General features: G+C 63.9%; 28 protein-coding genes and 1 tRNA gene. 11 read left to right on the top strand and 18 right to left on the bottom strand.

Annotated elements, in window-relative coordinates; translation table 11 throughout:
- Positions 1-41: 41 nt before the first annotated feature.
- Positions 42-1,193, top strand: a complete 1,152-nt coding sequence (gene coaBC, locus HSRCO_RS06035; protein ID WP_259519534.1) for a bifunctional phosphopantothenoylcysteine decarboxylase/phosphopantothenate--cysteine ligase CoaBC — start codon at positions 42-44, stop codon at positions 1,191-1,193.
- Positions 1,194-1,202: 9 nt separating this feature from the next.
- Here coaBC and HSRCO_RS06030 read toward each other — a convergent pair whose 3' ends face one another.
- From HSRCO_RS06030 to HSRCO_RS05990, 9 genes are read right to left on the bottom strand one after another with little or no spacing between them, the layout of a single operon-like run.
- Positions 1,203-2,945, bottom strand: coding sequence for a Na(+)/H(+) antiporter subunit D (locus HSRCO_RS06030; protein WP_259519533.1), 1,743 nt, complete (start codon positions 2,943-2,945; stop codon positions 1,203-1,205).
- A complete protein-coding gene (locus HSRCO_RS06025; RefSeq protein WP_259519532.1) occupies positions 2,942-4,684 on the bottom strand; it encodes a cation:proton antiporter in 1,743 nt (580 codons plus the stop codon). Before HSRCO_RS06025 ends, HSRCO_RS06030 begins: the two co-directional genes overlap by 4 nt.
- Entirely contained in the window at positions 4,681-6,183 is a 1,503-nt protein-coding gene (locus tag HSRCO_RS06020; protein WP_259519531.1) for a monovalent cation/H+ antiporter subunit D family protein, read from the bottom strand. Before HSRCO_RS06020 ends, HSRCO_RS06025 begins: the two co-directional genes overlap by 4 nt.
- Positions 6,176-6,535, bottom strand: coding sequence for a cation:proton antiporter subunit C (locus tag HSRCO_RS06015; protein WP_259519529.1), 360 nt, complete (start codon positions 6,533-6,535; stop codon positions 6,176-6,178). Before HSRCO_RS06015 ends, HSRCO_RS06020 begins: the two co-directional genes overlap by 8 nt.
- The gene (locus HSRCO_RS06010) at positions 6,532-6,999 is read right to left on the bottom strand and encodes an MnhB domain-containing protein (RefSeq protein ID WP_259519528.1); all 468 of its coding nucleotides are present in this window, start codon (positions 6,997-6,999) and stop codon (positions 6,532-6,534) included. The genes HSRCO_RS06015 and HSRCO_RS06010 overlap by 4 nt, the downstream gene beginning before the upstream one ends.
- Complete coding sequence (locus HSRCO_RS06005; RefSeq protein WP_259519778.1) at positions 6,996-7,532, bottom strand: DUF4040 domain-containing protein; 537 nt, start codon at positions 7,530-7,532, stop codon at positions 6,996-6,998. Before HSRCO_RS06005 ends, HSRCO_RS06010 begins: the two co-directional genes overlap by 4 nt.
- A gap of 1 nt (position 7,533) precedes the next feature.
- Positions 7,534-7,851: a monovalent cation/H(+) antiporter subunit G gene (mnhG, locus tag HSRCO_RS06000; RefSeq protein WP_259519527.1), complete on the bottom strand. Its 318-nt coding sequence runs from the start codon at positions 7,849-7,851 to the stop codon at positions 7,534-7,536.
- Positions 7,852-8,142: a cation:proton antiporter gene (locus tag HSRCO_RS05995; RefSeq protein ID WP_259519526.1), complete on the bottom strand. Its 291-nt coding sequence runs from the start codon at positions 8,140-8,142 to the stop codon at positions 7,852-7,854.
- Complete coding sequence (locus HSRCO_RS05990) at positions 8,142-9,224, bottom strand: monovalent cation/H+ antiporter subunit E (protein WP_259519525.1); 1,083 nt, start codon at positions 9,222-9,224, stop codon at positions 8,142-8,144. The genes HSRCO_RS05995 and HSRCO_RS05990 overlap by 1 nt, the downstream gene beginning before the upstream one ends.
- Positions 9,225-9,483: 259 nt before the next feature.
- Between HSRCO_RS05990 and hpt the strand changes: the two genes are divergently transcribed.
- Complete coding sequence (gene hpt, locus HSRCO_RS05985; protein WP_259519524.1) at positions 9,484-10,050, top strand: hypoxanthine/guanine phosphoribosyltransferase; 567 nt, start codon at positions 9,484-9,486, stop codon at positions 10,048-10,050.
- 136 nt (positions 10,051-10,186) lie between these two features.
- Positions 10,187-10,261 (top strand) — tRNA-Met (locus HSRCO_RS05980).
- 493 nt (positions 10,262-10,754) lie between these two features.
- Here HSRCO_RS05980 and HSRCO_RS05975 read toward each other — a convergent pair.
- A complete protein-coding gene (locus HSRCO_RS05975) occupies positions 10,755-11,174 on the bottom strand; it encodes a universal stress protein (RefSeq protein WP_259519523.1) in 420 nt (139 codons plus the stop codon).
- A 111-nt stretch (positions 11,175-11,285) separates the two neighbouring features.
- On the opposite strand from HSRCO_RS05975, the gene HSRCO_RS05970 reads away from it, so the two are divergent.
- Positions 11,286-12,452, top strand: a complete 1,167-nt coding sequence (locus HSRCO_RS05970) for an inorganic phosphate transporter (RefSeq protein WP_259519522.1) — start codon at positions 11,286-11,288, stop codon at positions 12,450-12,452.
- Between the two features lie 21 nt (positions 12,453-12,473).
- Here HSRCO_RS05970 and HSRCO_RS05965 read toward each other — a convergent pair whose 3' ends face one another.
- Both HSRCO_RS05965 and HSRCO_RS05960 read right to left on the bottom strand, forming a co-directional pair.
- Entirely contained in the window at positions 12,474-12,953 is a 480-nt protein-coding gene (locus HSRCO_RS05965; protein WP_259519521.1) for a GtrA family protein, read from the bottom strand.
- On the bottom strand, positions 12,950-13,723 hold the full coding sequence (locus tag HSRCO_RS05960) for a glycosyltransferase (protein ID WP_259519520.1): 774 nt from the start codon (positions 13,721-13,723) through the stop codon (positions 12,950-12,952). Before HSRCO_RS05960 ends, HSRCO_RS05965 begins: the two co-directional genes overlap by 4 nt.
- Before the next feature lie 95 nt (positions 13,724-13,818).
- On the opposite strand from HSRCO_RS05960, the gene HSRCO_RS05955 reads away from it, so the two are divergent.
- Positions 13,819-16,155, top strand: a complete 2,337-nt coding sequence (locus HSRCO_RS05955; protein ID WP_259519519.1) for a DUF2298 domain-containing protein — start codon at positions 13,819-13,821, stop codon at positions 16,153-16,155.
- Positions 16,156-16,186: 31 nt separating this feature from the next.
- On the opposite strand, the gene HSRCO_RS05950 is transcribed toward HSRCO_RS05955, so the two are convergent.
- Positions 16,187-16,453 carry an HAH_0734 family protein gene (locus HSRCO_RS05950; protein WP_259519518.1) on the bottom strand — a complete coding sequence of 89 codons (267 nt, stop codon included), beginning with the start codon at positions 16,451-16,453 and terminating at the stop codon, positions 16,187-16,189.
- Between the two features lie 189 nt (positions 16,454-16,642).
- Between HSRCO_RS05950 and HSRCO_RS05945 the strand changes: the two genes are divergently transcribed.
- From HSRCO_RS05945 to HSRCO_RS05925, 5 genes are read left to right on the top strand one after another with little or no spacing between them, the layout of a single operon-like run.
- The gene (locus HSRCO_RS05945) at positions 16,643-16,924 is read left to right on the top strand and encodes a 50S ribosomal protein L44e (protein ID WP_259519517.1); all 282 of its coding nucleotides are present in this window, start codon (positions 16,643-16,645) and stop codon (positions 16,922-16,924) included.
- Positions 16,925-16,926: 2 nt separating this feature from the next.
- Positions 16,927-17,100 carry a 30S ribosomal protein S27e gene (locus tag HSRCO_RS05940; RefSeq protein WP_259519516.1) on the top strand — a complete coding sequence of 58 codons (174 nt, stop codon included), beginning with the start codon at positions 16,927-16,929 and terminating at the stop codon, positions 17,098-17,100.
- On the top strand, positions 17,097-17,897 hold the full coding sequence (locus HSRCO_RS05935) for a translation initiation factor IF-2 subunit alpha (protein ID WP_259519515.1): 801 nt from the start codon (positions 17,097-17,099) through the stop codon (positions 17,895-17,897). Before HSRCO_RS05940 ends, HSRCO_RS05935 begins: the two co-directional genes overlap by 4 nt.
- Positions 17,894-18,076 (top strand): RNA-protein complex protein Nop10, encoded by a 183-nt coding sequence (locus HSRCO_RS05930; protein ID WP_259519514.1) that lies wholly within the window; start codon positions 17,894-17,896, stop codon positions 18,074-18,076. Before HSRCO_RS05935 ends, HSRCO_RS05930 begins: the two co-directional genes overlap by 4 nt.
- Before the next feature lie 4 nt (positions 18,077-18,080).
- On the top strand, positions 18,081-18,836 hold the full coding sequence (locus HSRCO_RS05925; protein WP_259519513.1) for a proteasome assembly chaperone family protein: 756 nt from the start codon (positions 18,081-18,083) through the stop codon (positions 18,834-18,836).
- A gap of 32 nt (positions 18,837-18,868) precedes the next feature.
- Here the strand turns inward: HSRCO_RS05925 and HSRCO_RS05920 are convergent, their stop codons facing one another.
- Complete coding sequence (locus HSRCO_RS05920) at positions 18,869-19,651, bottom strand: MarR family transcriptional regulator (protein WP_259519512.1); 783 nt, start codon at positions 19,649-19,651, stop codon at positions 18,869-18,871.
- Between the two features lie 81 nt (positions 19,652-19,732).
- On the opposite strand from HSRCO_RS05920, the gene HSRCO_RS05915 reads away from it, so the two are divergent.
- A complete protein-coding gene (locus tag HSRCO_RS05915; protein WP_259519511.1) occupies positions 19,733-20,425 on the top strand; it encodes a metallophosphoesterase in 693 nt (230 codons plus the stop codon).
- Here the strand turns inward: HSRCO_RS05915 and HSRCO_RS05910 are convergent.
- The 4 genes from HSRCO_RS05910 to HSRCO_RS05895 are packed head-to-tail and all read right to left on the bottom strand — an operon-like array spanning position 20,414 to position 24,077.
- Entirely contained in the window at positions 20,414-21,688 is a 1,275-nt protein-coding gene (locus HSRCO_RS05910; protein WP_259519510.1) for an NAD(P)/FAD-dependent oxidoreductase, read from the bottom strand. The two genes, HSRCO_RS05915 and HSRCO_RS05910, sit on opposite strands and share 12 nt — an antisense overlap.
- A 40-nt stretch (positions 21,689-21,728) precedes the next feature.
- The gene (locus HSRCO_RS05905; RefSeq protein WP_259519509.1) at positions 21,729-22,625 is read right to left on the bottom strand and encodes an amino acid ABC transporter permease; all 897 of its coding nucleotides are present in this window, start codon (positions 22,623-22,625) and stop codon (positions 21,729-21,731) included.
- Between the two features lie 3 nt (positions 22,626-22,628).
- Positions 22,629-23,387, bottom strand: a complete 759-nt coding sequence (locus HSRCO_RS05900) for an amino acid ABC transporter ATP-binding protein (RefSeq protein WP_259519508.1) — start codon at positions 23,385-23,387, stop codon at positions 22,629-22,631.
- Positions 23,388-24,077, bottom strand: coding sequence for an amino acid ABC transporter permease (locus HSRCO_RS05895; protein WP_259519507.1), 690 nt, complete (start codon positions 24,075-24,077; stop codon positions 23,388-23,390).
- Positions 24,078-24,082 lie beyond the last annotated feature (5 nt).

The raw sequence follows: 24,082 nt of genomic DNA, 5'->3' as shown, positions 1-24,082 counted from the left end.
GTACTCACCTTTAAAGTACGTCGCGGCAAAGTGCAAGGCGAATGCTCGAGGGAACGAACGTGGCGCTCGGGGTCACTGGGAGCGTCGCCGCCGTGCGGACCGTGGAACTCGCCCACGAACTGCGTCGCCAGGGGGCCAGCGTACGGGCGGTGATGACCGACAGCGCCCGCTCCATCGTCCACCCGTGGGCCGTCGAGTTCGCCACCGACAATCCGGTGGCGACGGAGATAACCGGGGCCGTCGAACACGTCGAACTCTGTGGACGGGAGGGCTGGGCCGACGTCTTCCTCGTGGCCCCGGCCACGGCGAACACCATCGGGAAGATCGCCGCAGCCATCGACGACAGTCCGGTCACGACGACGGCGACCACGGCGCTGGGGGCGGACGTCCCTGTCGTCATCGCACCGGCGATGCACGAGCCGATGTACGATCACCCGGGCGTCCTCGACGCCATCGACCGCGTGGAGTCCTGGGGGGTCGACTTCGTCGACCCTCGTCTCGAAGAGGGCAAAGCGAAGATCGCTTCCGAGGAAGCCATCGTCCTGGAGACGGCGCGAGCCCTCGGCGACCGACCGCTGGCCGACAGACGGGTCGTCATCACGAGCGGTGCGACCTCGGAGCCGATCGACCCGGTCCGGGTGCTGTCCAACAGAGCGTCGGGGAAGACGGGGCGGGCTGTCGCGAAGGCCTGCTACGCCCTTGGGGCTGACGTCGTCCTGGTCCACGACGGGCCGGATGTCCCCTATGCCGATGTTCGACGGGTTCGGACCGCCGCGGAGATGCTCGACGCGGTCTCCGACGCGGTCGAGAGCGCTGACGCCCTCGTCTCGGCAGCGGCCATCTCCGATTACACCGTCGACGCCGCGACCGAGAAGATCCGGTCGGGCCAGGAGATCACGCTCGATCTCGAGCCGACGCCGAAGCTCATCGATTCGATCCGGGAGGCCCACCCGGCGCTCACGATGGTCGGGTTCAAGGCCGAAGCGAACGACGACGAGGCGACCGTCGAGGTCGCGAGAGAGCTCCTCGAGCGAGTGGCTCTGGAGTTCGTCGTCGCGAACGACGCCGCAGTCATGGGGGAAGACGAGACGCGCGTCCAGTTCGTCCACGCTGACGACGTGGAGTCCTTCGAGGGAACGAAGGCCGAACTCGGACGCCGCGTCGCGAGCGAACTGGCGGCCTGTTTCGACTGACCCGGCAGATCAGTTCAGGACGCCGACCAGCACGCCGCCCAGAATGACGACCATCAGGAGGATGCTGGTGCCGATCGTCGCCTGGAGACTACCCGGGAGCACCGAGACGTCTTCTTCGTCCAGCGACCGGGCGACCCGTTCGAGGAACGGATACGGATTCACGATAGTCCCGGCGAGGGCATACGAGCCACTGGCGACGACCCGGTCGACGGCGGCGTAGGTCTCCGTCAGCCCACGAACGACCGTGCGGGTCCCGTAGAAGACCAGTGGGTTCAGTATCGCGTCCACGTCGGGGACCGCACCGACCTTCGAGAGCGGTTTCTTGAGGACGACGAAACCCACCAGGCCGAGGCCCGCCAGCGCGAAGCCCTCGAGGAGGTGGCTGGTCGTGAACGGATGGGCGTCGGCCGTACTGCCCGGGAGGATACTGAACAGCAGGTCCGGGACGAGTCCGTACACCACCAGCAGTGCCGCGACGCCGAGCATCGCGATTGCCTGTCCCGGGTTGGCCGTCGAGACCGAGAACTCGCGGTCGGTGTTCCGGTAGAACGCGTAGTAGCCGAACTTGATGAACGACATGAACGTCCCGACGCCGGCCGCCAGAAGGAGATAGTAGATCCCGGTGAGGTGCTCGTAGTGTGCCGCAGCGGTGATCATCCCCTTGCTCACGAAGCCGTTGAACCCGGGGAACCCACTGATGGCCAGGGCCGCGGCGGTGAAGGCGATGGCGGTGATCGGAAGTCCCGTGCGGAGCCCGCCCAGGTATTTGAGGTTCTCTTCGCCGGTGCGGGAGATGACGACGCCCGCGGTCATGAACAGCAACGCCTTGTAGAGGATGTGGTTGTAGACGTGGGCGAACGCGCCAGCAGTCGCCAGCGCCGTGCCGATGCCCACTCCGGCGACCATGTAGCCGACCTGGGACTGGATGTGATAGGAGAGCAGCCGACGCATGTCGTTTTGCAACAGCGCGTAGGTGACCCCCACCACAGCCATCGCCGCGCCCATGTAGGCGATAGCGATACTGCCGTCCGGGAACACACGATACAGGCCGTAGACGCCCGTCTTGGTCGTGTACACCGAGAGGAAGACGCTGGCCGCGACGTGGGGACGGGGGTACGTGTCCGGCAGCCAGGTGTGGAGGCCGACGAACCCGACGTTGACGCCGATGCCCAGCGCCGCGAGCGTTGCCGGGATTCCAGCCACCAGGCCATCCGTCGCCGAGAACAGGAAGGACCCGACCTCGACGTAGTGCCAGACGATGGCTACCATGAACAGACTCCCGCCGATGCCGTGGAAGATGGCGTACCGGAAGCCCGCACGGACTGCCGGGCCACCGTGGTGCCAGACCAGCAGCGTACTGGTGACGGCCATGAGCTCCCAGAAGAAGATCATGCTCAACCAGTCGCCAGCGAAAACGGCACCCAGACTGGTCCCCACGTAGCCGAGCGCGAAGGCCGTCTGCAGGTTCTCGGCCGCCGAAGAGTACGAGTAGAGCACCGCGGCGGCCCCGATCAACCCGAAGATGATCCCCATGAGCCGGGAGAACTCGTCGACGTTGAACAGGACGGCCTCGAAGCCGAGGAACCGTACCGGCAGGTGTGTGCCCGCGGGAACCAGGTAGGACCAGACCGACACGCCGGCCGTCGCGAGTAGACCGAGTCCGTGGCCGACGCGCCGCGAGGCGAACGGCAGTAGCAGTGCCGCGAGGAGGACGACGAACGCTGGCGGAACGAGTGTGAGCGACTCCGTCATAGCGCCACCCCCAGAACGTCGACGACGACCTGCTGGACGAGTTCGAGGAACACCATGCTATACGGGACGATGCCGAGGGCGACGGCACCGCCGACCGCGATCAGGATGGGGCCGATCATGAACCACGTGCTCTCCTCGCCGAACCCACGCTGGTCCCAGCCACCGACCGGTGGTCCACCGTGGTGGTCGTCGTGCCCATCGTGGTCGTGCTGGGAGTGGTCGTCGTTGTCGCTCTGTCCGCCTCCTTCCTCGTCGTTGGCGCCGTTGTGTGCCGTCTCGACGTCACTCGGGTTCTGGTCGACGGCGTACGTCCCCTCGACGGTGTCGGCGGGTTCGGGCCGCCCCCCGTCCGTCTGCGGAGTCGGGCCCCCGAGGGGCCACTCGAGCAGGGGCGTCCGGTCGGCGCCGTCGGCGGACTGGAAGAAGGCCCGGTAGACGATGGGCCAGAAGTACCCGATATTGAGCAGCCCGGAGAGGAACAGGACGACGGCGAAGATGGTCGTCCCGGCGTCGAGGCTCCCGATGAGGAGGTACCACTTGCTCACGAACCCGGCGACCAGCGGGAGACCTGCCATTCCGACGCTCGCGATGCCGAACGCGATCATCGTCAACGGCATGCGCTTCCCGATGCCGGCCATCTGAGAGATGTCGTCGGTGTGGGTCTCCACGTGGATGGCGCCGGCCGCGAAGAACAGCGTGAGCTTCATGAACGCGTGGGCGGGGATATGCAGCAGTCCCCCCACGATGGCTGCCGGCGAGAGGATTGCGAGCCCCAGGACGATGTACGATAACTGGCTCACCGTCGAGTACGCCAACCGCCGTTTGAGGTTATCCTGCCGGAGGGCGATGATACTCGAGGCGAGGATGGTGAATCCAGCCACGGCCGCCAGGGGAAGCCCCATCCCGAGGTCGCCGACGAGGTCGGGACCGAACACGTCGAGGATGACGCGTGCGATGCCGAACACCCCGCTCTTGACGACCGCCACCGCGTGGAGGAGGCCGGAGACCGGGGTCGGCGCGACCATCGCGTCCGGAAGCCACGAGTGGATGGGCATCAGTGCCGCTTTCACGCCGAATCCAGCGATGAGCAGGGCGAACGCCGCCCGGCCGATCAGTGGGTCGGCGGTGGCGAGCGCTCCGATACCGCCGGACGCGAACTCGACGGTCCCGGTCGCCCAGAAGACGAGTGCGGTCCCGGCCAGGACGCTGACCCCGCCACCGAACGTGTAGAGGAGGTACTTCCGGCCGGCCGTTCGCGCCTCCTCCGTCTCGTCGTGTGCGACGAGCGGGTAGGTCGCCACGGTCAGCAGTTCGTAGAAGACGTACAGCACGATCAGATTCGACGCGAACGCGACGCCCAGCGCCGAACTGATGCTCGCGGCGAACGCGGCGAAATAGCGCGTCTGGGAGTGCTCGTCGAGGCCGCGCATGTACCCGATGCTGTAGAAACTGGTGATCAGCCAGAGGAAACTCGCGAGCAACCCAAAGATCATCCCGAGCGGATCGGCCCGGAGCACGAACTCGATGCCCGGCACGAAGGTCCCGAGATCGGTCACGTAGGCGTCGCCCTGGACGGCTCCCGGAACCATGCTCGCGACGACGGCGAGGGTCCCGACGGCCGTCGCGATGGTGAACCCTTCCCGAATGTCCGGTCGACGATGCGATGCGAGGATGGCGATGATGCCGAGAGCGGGAACCGCGACCGCACCCAGCGGTCTCAGCGACAGGATTTCACTCATGCAAAATACACCTCCACGACGGGTTCGAACGTGGCGATGAGGTCGGTCGCCACGATTCCGAGGGCGACGGCGGTGACGGCGACGAGAACGACGATGGCCCGCATCGCGAACGAGACGTCGGGTGCGACACCTCCGTCGGTCGCAACCGATTCCGCGGCGTCGGCCGGTTCGGTGAAGTACATCTTCTCGACGAGCCGACCGAAGTACGCCAGCGTCAGCAGCGTACTCGTCACGATGACAGCGGTCAGCGCCCACGCACCCGCCTCGACGGCGCCGAGGAGGATGGTCCACTTCCCGGCGAACCCGATGGCCGGCGGGACGCCGACCAAGGAGAACGCGAGAACGGCCAAGGCCCCACTGGTGACCGGGGCTCGATACCCGATGCCAGCGTACTCCTCGACGGTGCGGGCCCCCAGCGACGTGGCGAGGACCCCGACCGCGAGGAACAGACCGGCTTTCATCACGGCGTGCCCGACCAGGTGGACGAGACTCCCGAGAATGGCCGTCTCGTTCGCGATGGCCAGCGCGGCGACGACGATGCCGAACTGCGAGACCGACGAGTACGCAAGCATCCGCTTCAGGTCAGACTGCATGACCGCGAGGACCGCCCCGACCACGACACTCACCGACGCGAGCAGGACCAGCATGTCCTGTGCGAACGGCACGGCCGCGAAGAAGTCCACGGTGAACACCGCGTAGAGGAGACGGAACAGTGCGTACGCGGCCGCCGTCGAGACGAGCGCGGAGATGTACGCGCTAACGGCGTGCGGCGATTCGGCGTACGCATCCGGCTGCCAGGTGTGCAACGGGAACAGCGCCACCTTGACGGATAACCCGACGACGATGAGCCCGAATCCGGTCAGGACGAGTGGCGTTGCGTAGCCGACCGACGGAAGCGAGGACGAGAGGTCGGCCATGTTGAGCGTCCCGGTGGCGAGGTAGAGATACCCCACGCCGAACAGATACAGGGACGCGCCGATGGTCCCGATGAGCAGGTACTTGAGACTGGCGAGGGCCGCCTCGGGAGACCTACCACTGGCGACGAGCGCGTAGGTCGCGAGCCCGGTGATCTCGAGGAACACGTAGAGGTTGAACACGTCGCCCGTGGCGACGACGCCGGAGAGCCCGGTCATCAGTAACATGAGTTCGCTGTAGAACTCGTTCCCGTGGGGGCCGATCCGGTGCGCGTAGGCGACCACGCCGACGGTCGTCACGGCGATGAGCACGAGCAGTGGGGCCGAGACCCCATCGGCGATCAGTTCGATGCCGAACGGGGGCGCGAATCCACCGACCTCGTACGAGAACGGACCTGTCGCCTGGACCTGACGGAACACCGTGAGCGCGAGAGCCACCTGGACGAGCGAGATGATCGCCGCGACGATCCAGCCCGTTCGATCGGACAGCAGGCCGAGGACGATCGGCACCAGTGCAGCGACGATCGGAAACGCCACCAGCAGGACGATAGCATTCTCCTGCAGGGTGGCGATGGGCTCAATCATTGACCCGCACCTCCTTGATGACGTCTTCGTCGAGTGATCCGTAGCCGTCGTAGATCCGGACGATGAGTGCCAGAGCGACAGCCGTCAGACTGACACCGACGACGATGGCCGTCAGGATGAGTACGTGCGGCAACGGACTGGACAGAGGACCAGAACCGTGGCCGACGACCGGCGGTCCCGCGCCGTCGACGTACCCCGACGTGACGAAAAAGAGGAAGATGCCGACCTGGAAGACGTTCATTCCGATGACCTTCTTTACGAGGTTCGGACTGCCGACCACGACGTACAACCCGATGCCGACGAGCAAAATCGCAGCCAGATAGACGTGGTGTGTCGCGAGCAGGTCGATCACGCCGACTCACCTCCCTGTTCGTCGTCGCTATCGAACCCGGCCGCGAGACTCATGAACAACGAGATGATGACGCCGGAGACGACGGCCCCGATACCGAGTTCGACGAGTTCGATACCGTACTTCACGCCGTGGTCGATGCCGTACGCGATGTACTCGAGGAACCGGCCCTGGAACGCGAGCGCACCGAGGCCGATGAGCGCGAACAGGCCGACGCCACCGCCCATGGCACCCCGGATCAGGGAGTCACTGAGCCAATCTCGCGTCGGTTCGATGCCGAAGGCGAAAGCGATCATGATGATACTCGAGGCCAGGATGACGCCACCCTGGAACCCGCCGCCGGCCGACTCGGCACCGTGGAGCATGACGAACAGCCCGAAGGTGAACACGAACGGGCTGATTATCCGAACGGTCGTCATGATGATGGTGCTCTCGACGTACGTCCGCGGTGGAAGGTCCGCGCTCATACGTAGGCCTCCTGTCTGAGGACGAGCACCACGGCGACGCCGGCCGCCAAAACGACGACCGCCTCGCCGAGCGTGTCGAACCCACGGTAGGCGGCCAGGACCGCCGTAACCGCGTTCTCGACGCCGGTCTCCGGATAGGCGTTCTCGAGGTAGTACCGGGTGATACGCGAGGTCGCGACCATCGATTCTGGGTCGCCGACCCGCGGGAGCGACCGAACCGTGCTCAGGAGGATACCGGTGAGGACGCCGACCAGTGCCACCGCGCGCCACCGGACGTGTTCGAAGACGCGGTCACCGCCCGGCCGGACGGTCCTGACGATGGTGAGCAAGAACAACACGGTCGTCACGCCCGCCCCGACAGCCGCTTCGGTGAGTGCGACGTCGGGCGCAGCGAGAAGGACGTAGATTATCGCGACGCCGAAACTGAAACCGGCGAACGCGATGATGGCGCTAAGAATGTCTCGGAGCATGACAGCCGCGATGGCAGTCGCGACGACGAATGCGAGCAACGCGGCGTAGAGGGCGAGTTCCATCTCAGTCACCACCCTCCTCGTCTACCGTCCACGGTTCGATTCCCTGATCGTAGGCCGCACGGGTGATGGCGTGCGCGGCGGTCGGATTCGTGAGCAACATGAATACCAACAGGAGTGCGGTCTTCGCGGCAGCGACGTCGACCCCGAACGCGAGGATGACGGCACCGAGCGACAGCACGGTACCGAGGGTATCGCTCTTCGAAGTGGCGTGTGCTCGCGTATACAGGTCGGGAAGACGGATGATACCGACGACAGCCACCAGGGTGAAGAAGACGCCACCGGCGGCGAGCGCCACGATGGCGTACTCGAGCGGTGTCATCTACAGGACACCTCCGCGTTCGACGATGAACTTCGAGATGGCGATGCTCGCCAGGAAGTTGAGCAGCGCGTACACGAGCGCGATATCGAGATAGCCCGGTTGGCCGAGCGCCGCCGCCACGAGCGACAGGACCACCACTGTCGAGGTCCCGATGGCGTTGATCGCGATGACCCGGTCCTCCATCGTCGGGCCCTGGACGACCCGATAGAGGAGGCCGATGGTGAACACGACGATGATCGTTCCCGCCCCGAGCAGGACTAGTTCGAGAGTACCGACTTCGGCGACCGACATCAGGAATCCTCCTCCGGATAGACGACCTCGTCGTCGATGGCGTCCCGGTCGATCGGCGTCGGGATATCCGCGGCGTCCCTGCCGTAGAACACGAACCGGACAGCACGCTCGAGCGCACCACCCGCCAGATCCACGCGGGCCTGCTCGGTCAGCGTGTGGATGTAGAGACTATCCCGCACGTCGACGGTGAGCGTTCCCGGTGTGAGGGTGATGCTGTTCGCGAGCGTGGTGACCGGGAGATCACCCCAGACCGCCGCGCGAAATCGACGCATCCCGGGGTCGATCGGCATCCTCGGGTGGAGGATGATGTAGGCGACGGCGATGTTCGCCTTGGCTATCTCCCAGAGCAGATACGGGACGTAGAGCGCCCCGCGAGCCGACCGGCGGAGCGTCTTCGAGAACGACGGAGAGCTGACGAACGCGATTCGCGAGAACAGTGCGGTGGCGAGCGTCGCGACCACCAAGCCCGTGGCGAGGTCGAAGGTCCCGAGGGTCCCACCGATGAGCAGATAGAATCCGTAGGTGCTGGCGAACGTGACGAAGACCTTCGAGAGCGTCGTTCGAGAGGGGAGCCGACTGCGCTGGACGGTCCGCTCGACCGGCGCTTCTTCGACCTCGAAGCCCTCCCTTTGTAGCTCCAGTTCCAGTGGCTGGAGCATCGGTGCGTTCCCGCCTGGCTGGAACTCCGGGTCGATGACGAACCGGTCCAGGTCGTGTTTGCGAGCGTAGTCGGACAACGAGGAGGCGTAATCGCCCGGCGCGAACAGGTATCGATCCTCGCCGGCGATGGCCGTCTCGATGTCGATAGGAAGGTCTCCGAGGTCGGGATCCTCGTCATCGAAATCCAGGTCCTCGGTCACCCAGACGATGGTCCGTTCGAGCAGGTCCTCGACGTCGTCGGCCGCCGCCTGCCCACGATCGGTGAACCGTCGCCACTGGGCGGGATAGACGAAGTGGACCGCGCCACGGACGTCAGACGATTTCGCCGCATCGAGTGCCTCTCGGACCGCGTACGCGACCGTGTTCCGATACGTCGGCGATGGTCCGACGGGGACCAGTATCCGAGCACTCTTCTCGGACATCAGCCACCTCCAGACGTGGACCCGCCGGGATTGCCTGACCAACTGGTCGTTCGCATAAGTACTATGGGTCCCTTACGAGTGGGAGACAAAACGCTTTCCGCTATCGATCGACTGCACGGCCACAGATACGTCGAACGGCGGATATTTAGCATCCCCACTGCCTGGGCCGTATTGCCATGTCCATTCACGACAGGTGCGTATCGTGCACAGGGACTCGAAGAATCGCCACACTTTATGCAGAACCGCGGATACGGTCTCCATGGACAGGTTGAAGCAGTCCCTTCTCGACGCGCCGATCATCCAGAAAGGCGATTATCAGTACTTCGTCCACCCGATCAGCGACGGGGTCCCGATGCTCGAGCCCGGGCTGCTCCGCGAGATCGTCATCGGCATCATCAGAAAAGCCGAGATCGATGACGTCGACAAGATCGTCACGCCCGCCGCGATGGGCATCCACATCTCCACCGCCGTCTCGTTGATGACCGACATCCCCCTCGTCGTCATCCGAAAGCGCCAGTACGGACTCGACGGCGAGGTCGCGCTCGCCCAGGAGACCGGCTATTCCGAGAGCGAGATGTTCATCAACGACGTGGATCCGGGAGACAAGGTGCTCGTCCTCGACGACGTCCTCTCGACGGGCGGGACTCTCCGCGCGATCGCCGAGGCGCTCGATTCCATCGACGCCGACATCCGGGACATCGTGGCCGTCATCAAGAAAGCGGGGCCGAACGAGCTCGACGACACCGATTACAACGTCAAGACGCTCATCAACGTGACCGTCGAGGACGGCGAAGTCATCATCACGGACGAACACGGCGACGGATAGCCTGGTTCGCGGGGTTTGGTGGAGAGTGGTCACGTGGAGTTCGAAGAGCGTACCGTTCGATAGGGGACCTGCGTCGAATCTCACAGCCGGCGTCCGAATCACAATTCTTAACTGCGGATATGGGGTAAGCGATGGTAGCGGGATGGGATAGCCAGGAGATTCCGCCGGGCTCATAACCCGGAGATCGGTAGTTCAAATCTACCTCCCGCTATCTTTTGCGAGCGTCAATCCGTCGAGGAGCCGTCAGGCTCCCAGACGTCCGGTGCGAGCAAAACGTATGCAAGGGAGATTTGAATAAGGCAGGGCGCGCGCAGCGGAGCGAGCACGTCCTGACGTAGTTCAAATCTACCTCCCGCTATCTTTTGCGAGCGTCAATCCGTCGAGGAGCCGTCAGGCTCCGAGACGTCCGGAGCGAGCAAAACGTATGCAAGGGAGATTTGAAGTAGACCGAGGTTCTGCGCTCTGCGCAGGTTCTCGGGCGTAGTTCAAATCTACCTCCCGCTATATTCCTTCGCGACTCGCCACCGAGCAGCCGTCAGGCTGCGAGGTTGTGCGGAGCGAAGGGATATGTCGAGAAGATTTGAACCCTGCCAGATGCAGCGCGAACGGAGTGAGCGACCGTCTGGATCCGGTTCAAATCTACCGCCCGCTATTTTCTCGAGCGTCAATCCGTCGAGGAGCCGAGAAAACGAACGAATGCAGTGTCACCGAACGACGGTAACAGGCACTGGGGACCGGCGAAAGACCTTCTTCGCAACGTTTCCGACGAACAAATTATCGGACACGGATCCGCCGTGACTGCCGATGACCACGGTGTCGAAGTCTTCGGCGCGGGAGACGATTTCTTTTGCCGGGCTCCCCCAGGAGAACGCCGTCGATATCTCGATGTCGTGGGACTGCGCGATCTGTCGTGCGCGGTCGAGAATATCAGCGGCCAATTCTTCGGCAGCTTCCTCGATGTCCTCTTCGAGAGCGAGACTGACGGCACCACCCATCATCGCGGAGGGCTCTCCAACGACGACGAAGACCGTAATGTCGCCGTCGGGAAAGAGGTCGAGGGCATACTCGAGGGCGGCCTCGGCCATCTCTGAACCGTCCATCGGAACGAGAACGCGTGTGGGCATACGGAACCATTCGTGAGCGACTCTGATAAATGATAAGTGGGACCGAAGCATACAGTCGGACGCCTCGGACTACCCGTAATCCATACCTCGGACCACTACGGAAGATATAGAATGGATTTATTGTTCGGTATCCTCTCCGTCCTCGCTGCCATATTCGTCGGCTTCAACATCGGTGGATCGTCCACTGGTGTCGCCTGGGGACCAGCCGTCGGCGCTCGAGTCGTCGACAAGACCACCGCAGCGGCGCTCATGACGCTGTTCGTGTTTCTCGGCGGCTGGACGGTCGGTCGCAACGTGATCGAAACGCTCGGCAGCGAACTCGTGCCCACCACCGCGTTCACCATCGAGGCGAGTATCGTGGTGCTCGTCTTTATCGGACTGGGGATGCTATTTGCGAATCTCTACGGCGTTCCCGTCTCGACGTCGATGACTGCCGTCGGCGCGATCGCGGGTCTCGGACTGGCGACCAACCAACTCGATTTCGCCGTCGTCGGTTCGATCATGGTCTGGTGGCTCATCGCCCCGATCCTCGGTTTCTGGGCCGGAGGGTTCATCGGTCGGTACCTCTATCCCTACCTCGAACGAGAGTTCGCTATCGAGCGATCGAGTGGTCCGCTCCTTACACTCGATCCGGAGAAAACACTTCCCCGACCGACCCTGGGCCCCGAAACGACCGCACGAGAGGTAGTAAGTACGGTCCTGGTCTTCGTTATCGCCTGCTACATGGCCTTTAGCGCCGGTGCGAGTAACGTCGCGAACGCGGTCGCTCCGCTCGTCGGAGGCGGCATCGTCGCTACGGAACGGGGGATAGTCCTCGGCTCGCTCGCCATCGGTCTCGGTGCGTTCACGATCGCCCGGCGAACGATGGAATCGGTCGGGAACGACCTGACGGACCTGCCACTGCTGGCCGCGATGGTCGTGATGGTCGTCGGTGCCACGATCACGACCGTCGCGTCGTGGCTGGGGATCCCGATCAGTCTCGCGCTGTCGACGGTTATGACCATCGTGGGTCTGGGATGGGGACGGGCTACCCGCCCGGCGACCGTCGCCGAACTCGTGCGAGGGGAATCGGAGACGAAAGTGACGATGGGGTCGCTCACCACAGAGCCCGAAGACGAGGTGCCCCGAATCGGCGAGGAGGATCCGGATTCCATCGAGGACGTGAAACAGCTATTCGACCCATCGACGGTCGCCCGATTCGTCGCGTTCTGGATCATCGGCCCATCCGTCGCAACCCTTCTCTCCTACGTCACGTTCCGATTTCTCACCCTCGCCTGACGGCGGAATCGAGACGAAGAACTAGTTCGAGAGGACCCGCCAGGTGACGATGCTCTCGGCCAGATAGTTGATCGTCATCCCGACCCCGATGCCGATGACGTTGGCGACGGTAGGCCAGAAGTCCGCGCCTGCCAGCACGAGTCGAACGTCGGTCCACGCGGTGAGGACGTAGAGGGTCGTGAACGCGACGGTCAGCCCACCGAGTCGGACGGCGTGGGACTTCAGGTACCGTCGGACGACCGCGGACAGGCCGGATTTGCCCACTTCGGCGAAGGTCCAGCGGTCGTTGAGGAGGAACATGAGAGAAATCGACGCCTCCGCGCCGACGGCTTTCGCCGGAAGGGGGGCGACGGTCCAGAGGCCGGTAAGGATGAAGACGATGACCGTCTCCAGGGACGCTCCGGCGACACCGACGGACACGAATTGACCGATACGATCGATTCTGGCCAGCGGGCGAAGACGGCGCTGGATGACCGACACCCACGAGTCCGAACCCGTCATTTCTCGTCGGTTCGGGAGACGAGTGGAGCGGTTCGGTCGCGGTACGAATCGATAACCTCGTAGAACGGATCTTCGGCGATCAATCTGGCACGGTGGCGGGCAGCGAGCAGGCCACCGAGCATCTCCACGACAGCCGATCCCGTGGAGACCGTACTCTCCGGATGGTCTACCCAGGTGACTGGCACCTCCTGGATTCGGTTGCCGGTTGCGTGTGTCATCGAGACGACCTCCAGGTCCCAGGCGAAGCCGGGTTCGTAGAGGTGGGTACGGATCGATCGCCAGGTCTCGGCAGACAGTGCCTTCGCACCGCACTGATAGTCGTACAGGGAGACGTCCAGTGACCGTCGGGCGAGCCAGGCGAAGGCGTCCCCGAGTCGGCGGCGGAAAAACGACTGATGGGATTGAACGTCCGCGTCTGGGTGCCGACGGGATCCGACCGCGAGGGCCGCTGCCCCGGTTCGAACCGGGTCGATGACGTCGTCGATAGACTCGGCTGGGGTACTCCCGTCTGCGTCGGCGAACGCGAGCACGTCGGTGTCGAGACGTTCGAATCCCGCCGTTATCGCGGCCCCCTTCCCTCGACGCGTTTCGACGGTGTGCACCTCGGCCGGCCCGTCCGAGAGGGCCCTCACCGTGTCGGGCGTCGGATCGTCGAGTTCCACCCTGATCACCTCGGGATCGACGACGGTCTGGAGAGTGTCGAGGTACCGCTCGAGGGCGTGGAGGTCCGGTCGGTAGGCCGGGATCACGACGCCCACACTCGACCTCATTGGATACGACTCGGGGGGTCCATCGGGTAAAGCCATTCGAATCGCGTCGCAAAACTCCACAAGGAGTATATCGGTACGGCGGGGTAGACCCGGGTGTGGAATACGGACTCGTCGTCATCTGGCTCGGCCTCTTCGTTGGTCTCGGAGCCCTCGCGCTCCCGGCGAGTAGCCTGGTGTTTGCGACGCTCCCGGATCGCGGGGCGGGACTGGCGATCCCGTTCGCCTTCGTGGTGCTCACCGTCGTCGGCTACCGACTCGGCCAGGTGACCTTCGGAACGGGAACCGCCGTTGCGGCCGTCCTTGTGCTGGCGGTCGTGTCGGCGCTCGCCGTCCGGTGGGGCGTTGCGATGCGCTGGAACCGGTACCGTGATGCGGTCCTCGTATTCGCGCTCGCCTTCCTGTTTTTCGTGGGCATCAGGGCACTGGATCCGGGTGCCCACCCAGGCGGTGGAGAGAAGTTCCTGGACATGGGGTTGCTCGCGTCACTTCTTCGCGCGGGGAGTCTCCCACCCGATGACATGTGGTTCGCCAACGAACCAGTCCAGTACTACTACGGCGGCCACATGCTCGCCGCGATGTTCGCCCAGCTAACCGACACCGCAGCTCGATACGCCTACAACCTCGCACTCGCCGGCTACTACGCGGCATTCGTGACCGCGGCCTGGGGTATCGGCGCGGTGATAAGTGCTGGCTCGGGACGATCCTATCGTCGGGGTGGGGTCGTCGCCGCGTTCTTCGTCGGGATAGCCAGCAACCTCTCGACACCGATCCGGCTACTCGTCTGGACGCTCCCAGAGGGTGCCGGCGAAACACTCGCTGCCGTCGCGAATATCGAGATGAAAGGCCTCGCGACGGGCGTCGATTCGTTTCACTACTGGCATGCGAGCCGGGTCATCGACGCCGGACCACGGGGCGAGTCGACGTACAACCTCGCCACCGAGTTCCCCTTCTTCGCCTTCCTCAATGGAGACCTCCACGCCCACATGATGAGTCCGATCTTCCTGTTGGTGGGTGTCGGTCTGGCCTACACTTACTGGCGCACACCCCCTGAGGCGCTAGTGCGCCGTGCGGTCCTGATCTTCGCGTTCATCCCAGCCGCCGTCGGGGTACTGATCGTCGTCAATACCTGGAGTGCCCCGGCCCTCGTCGGAGTTACCTGGTTGACGCTCCTCTTCGCGCCCGGCCCACCCTGGAGTCTGTTCCCCGCTCGTCTGGAAACGATGATCGACCGTGCGACCGACGGGCGGGCAGTTCGAACCGAAGGTGCCCGAATCGTCGTCGCGACAGTTCTCGCGGTCGCCGTCGCCCTCATCGGGGCCATCTCGGTGGCCTCGTTCCTCTCCGGGACCACGAGTGGGCGTTCGATCGGGTTCTTCTCGGAACCCACGAGCCGACTCCCCGATCTGCTCGTGGTGCACGGCGCGTTCCTCGCCGTCACGGTGCCATACTTGCTTCGGAGATGGTCTCGTGATACCGTCGCACTGGTCGGCCTGCTCGGAGTGGCGGCAATTGCGATCACGGCGGTCCTCACCGCGCCCGCGGTCGGTCTGTTCGTCCCACTGCTCCTCGGAGCGTGGTACCGCCTCCGGACCGATTCTGGGGTGGACTTCGAGGCGGTCCTCCTCGTCGGCGCCATGGGGTTGCTCGTGCTCGTCGAATTCGTCTTCCTGGTCGAAGAAGCCGGCCCCGGACGGTTCAACACCGTCTTCAAGATATACTCGCAGGTCTGGGCGCTGTGGGCGGTCGCGGCCGGTGCGATGACGGCTCATCTACCACCACTACGCGCGAGCGTCGAACGGATCGGTCGCGAGGTTCGCCGTGGGTTGCCGCGGGGTCGACCGTCGGGAAATGACGACAAAACGTCGGACGATGCCGAGGAAAAGACGATCAGTACCATGGGATCCATCGGTGCGGTTCTGCTCGTCGTGCTCCTCGCGTCGACGTCCATCTACGGCGGGTTCGCCGTCGCGTCGACCGCCGGAGCCCAGTCCGGAACACCGACCCTCGATGCACACCAGTACATCGAGGACGACCACCCAGAGGAGGCAGGAGCGATCGAGTGGGTAAACGATCTGGAGGGGCAGCCCACGATGGTTTCGGCACCTGGAACGGACATCTACCAATGGGTGAACGCCCCGTCGAGCATGACGGGTGTTCCGACGGTTGCCGGGTGGAGACACGAGATCGGTTACCGGGGCGCTGACGACTACCGCTCCCGAGTCAGAGACGTGGACGCCATCTTCGAGACGGTAGATCCCCAGACGCGGTCGGCACTGCTAGACCGCTACCACGTCGAGTACATCTACGTCGGTCCGGTCGAGCGGGATCGCTACGACGTCAGGGCGTACGACGAGGAACAGGGAATCTCGGTGGCCTACGAGGACGAGGCAGTGACGATATATCGCGTCAACGACAGCGAACTGCTCGGGTAGACGTCGCCACCCGAAAGTGGGGACTCGCCGATCAGATTGCGAGGTCGCCAGCCCGTTTTTTCACCGTGACGTCGTCGGCGTCGACGGTCTCGACCTCCAGGAACTGAGGGACGTAGTTCCGTCGGTCGAAGTCGTCCCACTCTTCCGGCTGCCCGGCGATACACCAGAGTTGGACCCGATCCGGGCCGTGCCAGTCGCCGTTACGGGTCACCTGGAACAACGTGTACTCCTCGCCATCGACCTCGACGACGCCTTCCTTCCGCACGTCCGGATCGCCGTGGATGATGAGCCGCTTCATACACCGTCCTTCAGCGTAAATGGGAGTAAACGTTTCGGACGGCCTCGCGGAGGTGAAATCGGGGCTGGGGCCCGTGGGTCGGTGCCGTCGGCGGCCGACGAGACCGCAGAAGGACAGCGTTATGCCGGGCCGGAACCAAACGGATTTTAAGCACCCCTCCCAAAGCGAGTGCTAACAGGTTGGTTCGCTATGCAGATTCCACGACGCATCAAAAGCTACTGTCCGAATTGCGACGCGCACACGGAGATAGAGATAGAGAAGGTCCGTCGCGGTCGCCAGACCGGGATGAAATGGGCCGCTCGCCAGGAGCGGCGCGGCAAGTCGACCATCGGGAACGCCGGCAAGTTCTCGAAGGTTCCAGGTGGCGATAAGCCCACGAAGAAGACGAACTTCAAGTACCGATGTAGCGAATGCGGCAAAGCACATCTCCGCGAGGGATGGCGCGCCGGTAAGGTCGAGTTCCAGGAATAACAATGGCAGGAAGGTTCATCACCGTTCAGTGTCCGGATTGTGAGAACGAACAGACGCTCTTCGAGAAGGCGTCGACCGAGGTCGCCTGTGCCGTCTGTGGCAACACGCTCGCCCGCCCGACCGGTGGCCTGGCCGATATCGACGCCGAAGTCACCGAGGTCGTCGAAGCGCGATGAAATACGAGGGATGGCCCGAAGAGGGCGAATTGGTCGTCGGAAAGGTCGACGAGATCGAGGACTTCGGGGTCTTCATCGACCTCGAAGAGTACGAGGGAAAACGCGGGCTGTCCCACGTCAGCGAAGTCGCTTCCGGGTGGATCAAGAACGTCCGCGACCACGTTAACGAAGGGCAGACCGTCGTGGCGAAGGTCCTCGACGTCGACGAGTCCTCCCAGCAGATCGATCTCTCCATCAAGGACGTCAACGACCACCAGCGCTCCGATAAGATCCAGGAGTGGAAAAACGAACAGAAGGCGGACAAGTGGCTCTCGCTGGCCTTCGGCGAGGACATGGACGACGAGACGTTCAGACGGGTGGCGAACGCCCTCCTCGCCGAGTTCGGCAGCCTCTACGATGGATTCGAACAGGCTGCCATCCACGGTCACGAGGTGCTCGAATCGGTCGATCTCAACGACGAAGAACGGGAACGAATCGTGGAGACCGCCCGCGAGAACGTCTCCGTCCCCTACGTCACGGTGACGGGATACGTCCACCTCGAATCGCCGAACCCCGACGGCGTCGACGACATTCGCCGGGCACTCGAAGCCGCCGAGGGAGACGGGGAGATACCGGATGAGATCGATCTCAAGGTCACGTACGTCGGATCGCCCGAGTACCGAATCCGCGTCCAGGCACCGAACTACAAGACCGCAGAAGACGAACTCGAGGCGGCAGCGGAGCGCGCCATCACGTCCATCGACGACGCCGGCGGCGATGGTGCCTTCCATCGCGAGCGCCAGACCGAGAACGAATGAAGTCGGACATCCGGGTCTGTTCGTCGTGGGAGACCGAACACGAACGCCCGGTGTACACGCTCTCCTCGCAGTGTCCCGATTGTGGCGCCGCGGCCGTCAACAGCGCCCCAGCCCCGTTCGATCCAGCCGATCCGTACGGCGAGTACCGACGTGCTCTTAAGCGCCGCGTTCGGGAGTAGCCGTATGGACGAAATCGAGGTCGAGCAGGTCGCCGAGGTAGAACTCGACGACCCCGTCTTCGTCGAGGGATTGCCGGGCGTCGGCCACGTCGGCAAACTGGTCGCCGAACACCTCGTCGAAGAGATGGAAAGCGTTCTCGTGCGACGAATATACTCCGAGCACTTCCCCCCACAGGTGGGTATCGACAACGATGGGGTCGGCACCCTGGCCAATGCGGAGTTCTATGCTATCGAGACGGCGGGACGGGATATGCTCGTCCTGACCGGAAACCACCAGGCGAACGACGTTCCCGGACACTACAGGCTCACCGACGTCTTCCTGGACGTCGCCGAATTCTTCGGCGCGGCGGAGGTGTTTGCGCTCGGCGGTGTCCCCACGGGAGAACTCATCGAGGAGTACGCGGTTATCGGGGCAGTCTCCGACGAGGACCAAAAGGCCGAGTTGGAGGACGCCGGCGTCGAATTCCGTGCCGAAGAGCCCGCGGGTGGCATCGTCGGAACGAGTGGGCTCCTCCTGGGCATGGGCGGTCGTCGTGAGTTCGAGGCGGCCTGTCTGATGGGGGAGACGAGTGGCTACGTCGTGGACCCGATGAGCGCTCGTGCCGTCCTCGAGGTCCTCCAGGAGTTCCTCGACTTCGAAATCGATTACGACGCCCTCGACGACCGGGCAGAGGAGATGGAGGAGGTGCTGGGACGGCTCAAGGAGATGGAAGAAGGGCCGAGCCCCGGTACCGAAGACGACCTCCGGTACATCGGTTGAGCAGTACGGCCGAATCTCTCCCGACGGCTATTCTACGGCCAGTCCGAGACCTCGTACGAAGTCCCGGCATCTCTGAGGGGGTCAGTCACTCGCCCGACGTCGTCCGCAGTAACGACCACGACGACCGCCACGCCTCGCTGAGCGGCTGCTGCAGCCACCGCGCCGGCGGCAAAGGTCGACTGAGGCTCGATCTCCGCCTTTCGAAGCGCAACCACTGCTTCCACTCCTTCGGCGAGCACGAGTGACGCGTCCTCGCACGCCGCAGTGATCGCGTCCGTCTCTACCGCGGCGCTCCCACCGGATCGGGCCGGTGGGACTTGGTAGAGAGTTACCGACCCGGGGCTGAAGTCGATGATGCCCTCGAAGCCGCTGACGCCGACGTCCTCACCTGCCACGGCGTCGGTGGTCGCTACCCCGGTCGCCGGTCCGGCGTCGCCGGGTGACGCGTGTAAGAGCCCCTCGTTCATCGAGAGGCTGACGACATCGCCAGCATCGATATCGGCAGTCGCGACGGCTGCATCCTCGTAAACACCGCCCAGAACGTCGTCCGTTACGCGATCGGCGAACCGACGAACGTCGCTCGCCGTGCGTAGCAGCCAGTCGACCCCCTCGTTGGTCACCCGATAGCGAGACCGTCCCTCCTTCTCGACGAACTCTTCGTCGACGAGGTCGCGGATGTACTCCGAGACGGCCTGGCTCGTGACGCCCACGGCGTCGGCGATCTCGCCCTGACTGACGGCCGGTTGCCGGTCGGCTATCTCGACCAGGATGCGAAATCGTGTGGCGGTCCGTTTATCCTCCAGGACCTCGGTCATATCTTCGGGAAGGCCCGGGACGGGCAAAAACCCCATCGGTCGTCCGACACCGCTTTTGACCTCGACCGCCTGGCCTCGACCGTGTCAACTGGCGGCGTCCGGATCGTCGACCGAGCTGCGTACGTGACGGCAGCGGACGCGCTGATCGTCGCGGACCTCCACCTGGGCCAGGACCGGAGCTCCGCCGTCGAACTCCCGGTCGGGGAACACGATGACATCCTCGGCCGGCTCGAAACGACCCTCCAGGACGTCGAACCGGCGACGGTGGTGCTGGCCGGCGACCTCCTGCACTCGTTCGATCGGGTGCCAACGGGAGTCTCCGAGACACTCGGCGACATCCGTCGAGTCGTCGACCGATCTCCTGCCGACCTGGTGGTCCTCGAGGGGAATCACGACACGATGTTGTCGACCCTCGTGGAGGCACCAATCCAGTCCGCGCACCGATTGGCCGACGGGACGGTCGTCGTCCACGGCCATCGCGAGCCGATCGAGACCGCGGATAGATTCGTCGTCGGCCACGAACATCCGGCGATCCGGATCGAGGGGCGTCGGTATCCCTGTGCACTCGATTGCTCGAACCAGCAGGCCGGAAACGACGTCTTCGTCCTGCCGGCGTACACCCGACTCGCCAGAGGAACGCTCGTCAACGATCTCGACGCTGGGGAGAGTCTGTCGCCGCTCCTCACTGACCTCGGGGAGTGTCGGCCAATCGTCAGTCTCGACGACGAGCCACTCGAGTTTCCCCCACTCACCGAGTTCAGATCACTCCTCTAGGTCTCGGACGACGGCGCGGGCTGCCGTGGTGGCACTCTCGATCGCGCCGTTGATCGACGAATCGTGGGTGTAATCACCAGCGAGGTACACCGAACCATCCGGATCGGTCACGTTCGGCAGCGACTCGTGCACGCCCGGCGGTTGTGAGAACTGGGCGAACGGACACCGGATCGTCTTCTTCAGCGAGAGGGATGTGAACGATGCCTCGGGATACCAGCTGGCGAGGGTCGATCGGGTCTGCTCGAAGAGTTCGTCGGGGGTGTACTGTGGGTCTCCGAGCGAGGTCGCACTCAGGAGTATCTCGTCGTCGGGGGCGTATTCCGGTGCGACGACCCCGATCGGAGCGATCTGGTTCGGGACCTCGCCGACACTGTTCACCATGATGAACCGCTGCGATTCGATGGGATTGCCACTGGGAAGGCTGAGATACTGGGTGACACACCCCTTCCCCGTGGTGGGTATCGACTCGATATCCGTCAGTTCGGCACTCGTCGGCGGGTCGGTGGCGACGACCGCCGCATCCGCCTCGACCGTCCGTCCATCGACGGTCACAGACACACCATCTCCTGTGGACTCGACTCCTTGCACTGGTGTTCGGGTTTCGATACTGACGCCCGCCTCCCGTGCTGCATCGGCGAGTTGCGCGGTGATGGCACCCATTCCATCCGCCGGGACCGCAGCATACCCCTCAGAGAGCATCTTGAAGGTGTACTCGAAGATGCGCTTCGACGTGGCCAGCGACCGGTCGAGGGTGATACCACCGTAGAACGGTGCCGCAAAGCGACGGACGAACCGATCCGAGAAGCCACGATCGCGGAGGTAATCGAGAATCGACTGGTCCGGTCCGGTGAACATGTCGTCGACGGACCGGCCACGGAGTTCCCGGCGGAGCGAGACGATCCTGACTTTGTCGCCGACGGTCAGATCGCTCGCGAACGCCGTCTCGAAGAACGTCCGCGGAGCCCGAACGGGATCTGCGACCGTCACACGATGGTTGGGCCGACAGAGTGTCGCCCCGGGCGGAAATCGTCGGAGGTCCAGTGCGTCAAGGTCGAGGACGTTTTGCACTGCTGGATACGCCGTCAGCAAGACCTGGAATCCCCGGTCGAATCGATAGGGGCCCTCGCGCACGGACCTGACGCGACCCCCGAGGGTCGGTTCTCGTTCGTACAGAGTAACCTGAAAGTCGGCCGCAGCGAGTCGTTCGGCCGTCCGGAGGCCGGCGATGCCGCCGCCAGCGACGACGACGGTGGAGTGGTTCATGTCTCACGATACGGGACCGATCCCAAAAGGTCCACCTTCCTCACCGTGTACGCTGCTGGCCGAGGCCGGGTATCGCCACACGGTCGTTGACGTAGTCCATCAGATTGGACGCCGTGATGATGATTCCCAGGTAGAGGATGGCTACCAGCGTGAAGATGGCGGTGTACCTGAAGTTAGCGGACGCGATGCGTTGGGCGACCTTGAACAGCTCCGGGACGGTGATGAACGCCGCCAACGAGGAGTACTTGATCAGGTAGATCAGTTCGTTGGACCAGGCAGGGATGGCGTATCTAAGCCCCTGGGGCAACACGACGTATCGAATCCCCTCCAGCTGGTTCAATCCGATTGCACGAGCGGCAGTCAACTGTCCCCTATCGACGGAGAGTAGCGCCGACCTGATGTACTCGGCCTGGTACGCGGCGCTGTTGATCGTGAAGCCGATGATCGCTACCCAGAACGCCTGTCCGGGGATCGGGCCCACGCCAACGAGCGGGAGTTCCCTGATCCAGCTGGATAGGCCCAGGCCGTAGTACAGGACGAATAGCTGAGCTAGAAGCGGCGTCCCCCGGATGAGCTCCGTGAAGGTCAGCGCGAGCCACTTCGAGTAGCGACCGTACACCCTGGCGACGCTGAGCGGAACCGCGATGACGAAGCCCAACACGATGGCCACCACGGTCAACACGATGGTCATCCACGCACCCTTCGCGAGAGCCGGAAGGTAGGTCAACGCAAACGCGAGCGATTCCGAGACCGGTTCGATTAGCGCCGGCTCGACGAACGGCTGTCGGTCCCCGATGCCGGTCACCGACGTGAAAAACCAATCGTTGAGCCACCGGGCCAGCAGCCACCCCCAGAAGACGACGTAGAACGCCCGCCAGGCCCAGCCGCTGGTGGAGACCGAGATGCCCGGGTCCTGGACGTCCCGCGAGGAGACCATCGGTTACAGTGAGCCCTCCGCCTCGGCTTCCGTGAGCCGTCCCAGAAACTCCCTCGTCCGCCGTTCTTTCGGATCCGTGAATAACTCGTCCGGCGGTCCGATCTCGACGAAGCGGCCACCATCGAGGAACATGACGTTGCTCGCCGTGGACCGGGCAAATCCCATCTCGTGGGTGACCACGAGCATCGTCATACCCTCCTCGGCCAGCTCTCGCATCACCTCGACGACCTCACCGGTCAGTTCAGGATCGAGCGAACTGGTCGGCTCGTCGAAGAGCATGAGCTTCGGGTCCATCGCGAGTGCCCGGGCGATGCCGACTCGCTGTTGTTGCCCCCCAGAGAGCTCTGCCGGGTACGATTCGGTCTTGTCCCCCAGCCCGACCTGCTCCAGTTGGGCCAGCGCCTTCGCCTCGGCGGCATCGGCATCCATATCGAGGACGCGTTTGAGACCGAGCGTGACGTTCTCGAGCGCCGTGAGGTGGGCGAACAGGTTGATGTCCTGGAACACCATACCAACGTTCCGCCGAAGTTTGTTGACGTCGTAATCGGGTGCGGACGTCAACTCACCGTCGAGATAGATGTCCCCGCCGTCGATCGACGTCAGTCGGTTGATACACCGCAGCAGGGTCGACTTCCCACTGCCACTCGGTCCGATGATGACATTGGCATCCGTTTCCTGCATCTGGAAGGAGACGTCGGCCAGGACCTCCTCGTCACCGAAACTCTTCTTGAGATGTTCGACCTCGAGTAATGGTTCGGTCATCTATGACTCACCGGTTGGAATCTTGAAAATTTCTGCGACGTAGTCCAGCGCGCGGTTCGTGGTGAACGTGACGACGAAGTAGATGGCGCTTACGAACAGAATGACCTCCAGTACGGCCGTCGTCCGCTGGACGAACAGGTCGTAGCTTCGGGTGAGGAGTTCGGCGAATCCGATCGCGAACGCGATGGAGGTGTCCTTCAGGACGATGGTGAACTCGTTCTGGAAGGAAGGGATGCTCCGTCGAAGCGCCTGCGGGACGATGACGTGATAGATAGCTTCGAGTTTCGTCATCCCGATGGCACGTGCGGCCTCCATCTGTCCTTCCCCGATGCTCTTCAGCGCACCCTTGAAGATCTGACTCTGGTAGGCTGCACTCCGCAGGCCCAGCCCGAGGACCGCGGCGATGAAGGCGGATCCGATGGGAAAGACGAAGTACGCGAAGATGAGGATGACGAGCAGTGGCGTCCCTCGGAGAACGGTCCCCACTACCTTGACGGGCGTGGCGCTGTACCGGCCGCCGTACACCTCGATGACGCCCGCTGGAAAGCCCGCCAGGAAGCCCACCAGGATGCTCGCGACCGTCAACTGAATCGTCAACCAGAGGCCGCCCGCGAGATAGTCCGCGTTCTGGAAGACGAACCCCCAGTCACCCACCGGCGCCTGTGCGAGGACCCCGAGAATCCCTTGCATTGCCG

It is taken from the genome of Halanaeroarchaeum sp. HSR-CO (assembly GCF_024972755.1).
In the GTDB taxonomy this organism is placed as follows: domain Archaea; phylum Halobacteriota; class Halobacteria; order Halobacteriales; family Halobacteriaceae; genus Halanaeroarchaeum.
Note: the sequence above shows the minus strand (reverse complement) of the source record. Positions and strands in the feature narration are given on the sequence as shown.